Annotated in this window: 2 protein-coding genes; both read left to right on the forward strand. The window is 64.2% G+C overall.

The window, feature by feature from the left end:
• The coding region (recA, locus tag EOA24_RS31215) for a recombinase RecA (RefSeq protein WP_127410450.1) at positions 1-953 on the forward strand (953 nt) is incomplete at its 5' end.
• A gap of 327 nt (positions 954-1,280) precedes the next feature.
• A partial coding sequence (gene alaS / locus EOA24_RS31220; RefSeq protein WP_127410451.1) for an alanine--tRNA ligase occupies positions 1,281-3,541 on the forward strand: 2,261 nt, incomplete at its 3' end.

Raw genomic sequence — 3,541 nt, forward strand, 5'->3', positions numbered from 1 at the left:
AAACCGTACCGACCGGCTCGCTCGGCCTCGATATCGCGCTTGGCGTCGGCGGGCTGCCGCGTGGCCGTATCGTCGAGATCTACGGGCCGGAAAGCTCGGGCAAGACGACGCTGGCGCTGCACACGGTTGCGGAAGCGCAGAAGAAGGGCGGCATCTGCGCCTTCGTCGATGCCGAGCACGCGCTCGATCCGGTCTATGCCCGCAAGCTCGGCGTCGACCTCGAGAACCTCCTGATCTCGCAGCCCGACACCGGTGAGCAGGCGCTGGAAATCTGCGACACGCTGGTGCGTTCGGGCGCCATCGACGTGCTGGTCGTCGACTCGGTCGCGGCGCTCACGCCGCGCGCTGAAATCGAGGGCGAGATGGGCGACGCGCTGCCCGGTCTCCAGGCCCGCCTGATGAGCCAGGCGCTGCGCAAGCTGACCGCCTCGATCTCGCGCTCCAACACCATGGTCATCTTCATCAACCAGATCCGCATGAAGATCGGCGTCATGTTCGGCTCGCCCGAGACCACGACCGGCGGCAATGCGCTGAAATTCTACGCATCGGTGCGCCTCGACATCCGCCGCATCGGCTCGGTCAAGGACCGCGACGAGGTCGTCGGCAACCAGACCCGCGTCAAGGTGGTCAAGAACAAGCTGGCCCCGCCCTTCAAGGTGGTCGAGTTCGACATCATGTATGGCGAGGGCGTGTCCAAGACCGGCGAGCTTGTCGATCTCGGCGTCAAGGCCGGCGTGGTCGAGAAGTCGGGCGCCTGGTTCTCCTATAATTCGCAGCGTCTCGGCCAGGGTCGCGAGAACGCCAAGCTGTTCCTGCGCGACAATCCCGACACGGCGCGCGAGATCGAGATGGCACTTCGGCAGAATGCCGGGCTGATCGCCGAGAAATTCCTTGAGAATGGCGGCTCCGAAGGCGGCGACGACGGTTTCGAGGACGAAGCCGGCGCCATGTAGGGCCGGTCCAGGAAGATCGCGCAGCGGTTCCTGTTCGGCTCAGGCAATTCGTCGGCTTAGCCGGAGTTCGGCCACAATGCTGGTTTATTTGGTTATGCTTATGTAATCGCGTTCTTGAGTACTGCGTACCCGAACCGCCGGCCTTCGCGCCGGCGGTTTTGCGTTTCGCGGGCGGTGTTGAGCCGCTGCCCGCTTGCCGATTGGTCCAACTCCGTGTTTCTGGACAGGCTCAAGAGCTATCGCTAAAAGGCCCATCTATCTTCTGAAATACCAAAGCCCATTTGCCGCCGGCCGGGCCGGTGGTTCTTGCGAAAAAGGCAATGTGCAATGAGTGGCGTGAACGACATCCGGTCGACATTCCTCGACTACTTCCGCAAGGAGGGCCACGAGATCGTCGCCTCCAGCCCGCTGGTGCCGCGCAATGATCCGACGCTGATGTTCACCAACGCCGGCATGGTGCAGTTCAAGAACGTTTTCACCGGCCTGGAGAAGCGCTCCTATTCGCGCGCCGCGACCGCGCAGAAGAGCGTGCGCGCCGGTGGCAAGCATAACGATCTCGACAATGTCGGCTACACCGCCCGCCATCTCACCTTCTTCGAGATGCTCGGCAATTTCTCGTTCGGCGACTACTTCAAGGAGCGCGCGATCGAGCTTGCCTGGAACCTGATCACCAAGGGTTTTGGGCTAAAGAAGGACAAGCTGCTCGTCACCGTCTATCACACCGACGATGAGGCGGCAGCTTACTGGAAGAAGATCGCCGGCTTCTCGGACGATCGCATCATCCGCATTCCGACTTCCGACAATTTCTGGGCGATGGGCGACACCGGCCCGTGCGGTCCCTGCTCGGAGATTTTCATCGACCGCGGCGAGCATATCTGGGGCGGCCCGCCCGGCAGCCCGGAAGAGGACGGCGACCGGTTCCTGGAATTCTGGAACCTGGTGTTCATGCAGTATGAGCAGGTGACGAAGGAAGAGCGCATCGACCTGCCGCGTCCCTCGATCGACACCGGCATGGGGCTGGAGCGCATGGCCTCCATCCTGCAAGGCGTCGAAAGCGTCTTCGAGACCGACCTGTTCAAGCATCTGATCGATGCCGCGTCCTCGGCGCTCGGCCAGGGGCCGAACCAAGAGAATGTGGCGTCCTATCGCGTGATTGCGGATCACCTGCGCTCGTCCTCCTTCCTGGCGGCCGATGGCGTGCTGCCGTCCAATGAGGGGCGCGGCTATGTGCTGCGCCGCATCATGCGTCGCGCCATGCGCCATGCGCAGTTGCTCGGCGCCAAGGAACCGCTGATGTGGCAGCTGGTGCCGGCGCTGGTGCGCGAGATGGGCCAGGCCTATCCCGAGTTGGTGCGCGGAGAAGCGCTGATCACCGAGACGCTGAAGCTCGAGGAAACGCGCTTCCGCAAGACGCTGGTGCGCGGCCTCGGCCTTCTTTCGGACGCGACCGAGACCCTCAAGGCCGGCGACATGCTGGACGGCGAGACGGCATTCAAGCTTTACGACACCTATGGCTTTCCGCTCGACCTGACGCAGGACGCGTTGCGCCAGCGCAGCATCTCGGTCGACATCGCCGGCTTCACCGACGCGATGGAGCGGCAGAAGGCCGAGGCGCGCGCGCATTGGGCGGGCTCGGGCGAGGCCGCGACCGAGACGGTCTGGTTCTCGGTGCGCGAAAAGACCGGCGCGACCGAATTCCTCGGCTACGAGACTGAAGCTGCGGAAGGCATCGTCCAGGCGCTGGTCAAGGATGGCAAGACGATCGACAGCGCCTCTCAGGGCGATGCGATCGCCGTGGTCGTCAACCAGACGCCGTTCTACGGCGAATCCGGCGGCCAGATGGGCGATACCGGCGTCATCTCCGGCGAGGGCTTCTCGATCGAGGTTTCCGATACCCAGAAGAAGGCTGACGGTCTGTTTGTGCATCTAGGCAAAGTGGTCAAAGGCACGGTGAAGACCGGTGCCGCCGTCGAGCTCAAGGTCGACCATGCCCGCCGCTCGAAGCTGCGCGCCAACCATTCGGCGACGCATCTCATCCATGAGGCACTGCGCGAGGTGCTGGGGACCCATGTCGCGCAGAAGGGCTCGCTGGTCGCGCCCGATCGCCTGCGCTTCGACATCTCGCACAACAAGCCGATCTCGGCCGATGAGCTCGAGGAGGTAGAGCGCATGGCGAACGAGATCGTCGTGCAGAACAGCCCGGTGACGACGCGGCTGATGTCGGTCGACGACGCCATCGCCGAGGGCGCCATGGCGCTGTTCGGCGAGAAGTATGGCGACGAGGTTCGCGTCGTGTCGATGGGCACCGGCCTGCATGGCGCCAAGGCCAATCGGCCCTATTCGGTCGAGCTTTGCGGCGGCACGCATGTCCGCTCGACCGGCGATATCGGCCTGGTGCGCATCCTGTCGGACAGTGCCGTGGCGGCCGGCGTGCGCCGCATCGAGGCGCTGACCGGCGAGGCGGCACGCAGGCATCTCGACGAACAGGACAAGCGCCTGAAGGCCGCGGCGGCGACCCTGAAGATTTCGCCGGCCGATGTGCCGTCGCGTGTCGAGGCGCTGCTCGAAGAGCGCAAGAAGCTCGAAAA

This window comes from Mesorhizobium sp. M2A.F.Ca.ET.039.01.1.1 (assembly GCF_003998035.1).
Classification (GTDB): domain Bacteria; phylum Pseudomonadota; class Alphaproteobacteria; order Rhizobiales; family Rhizobiaceae; genus Mesorhizobium.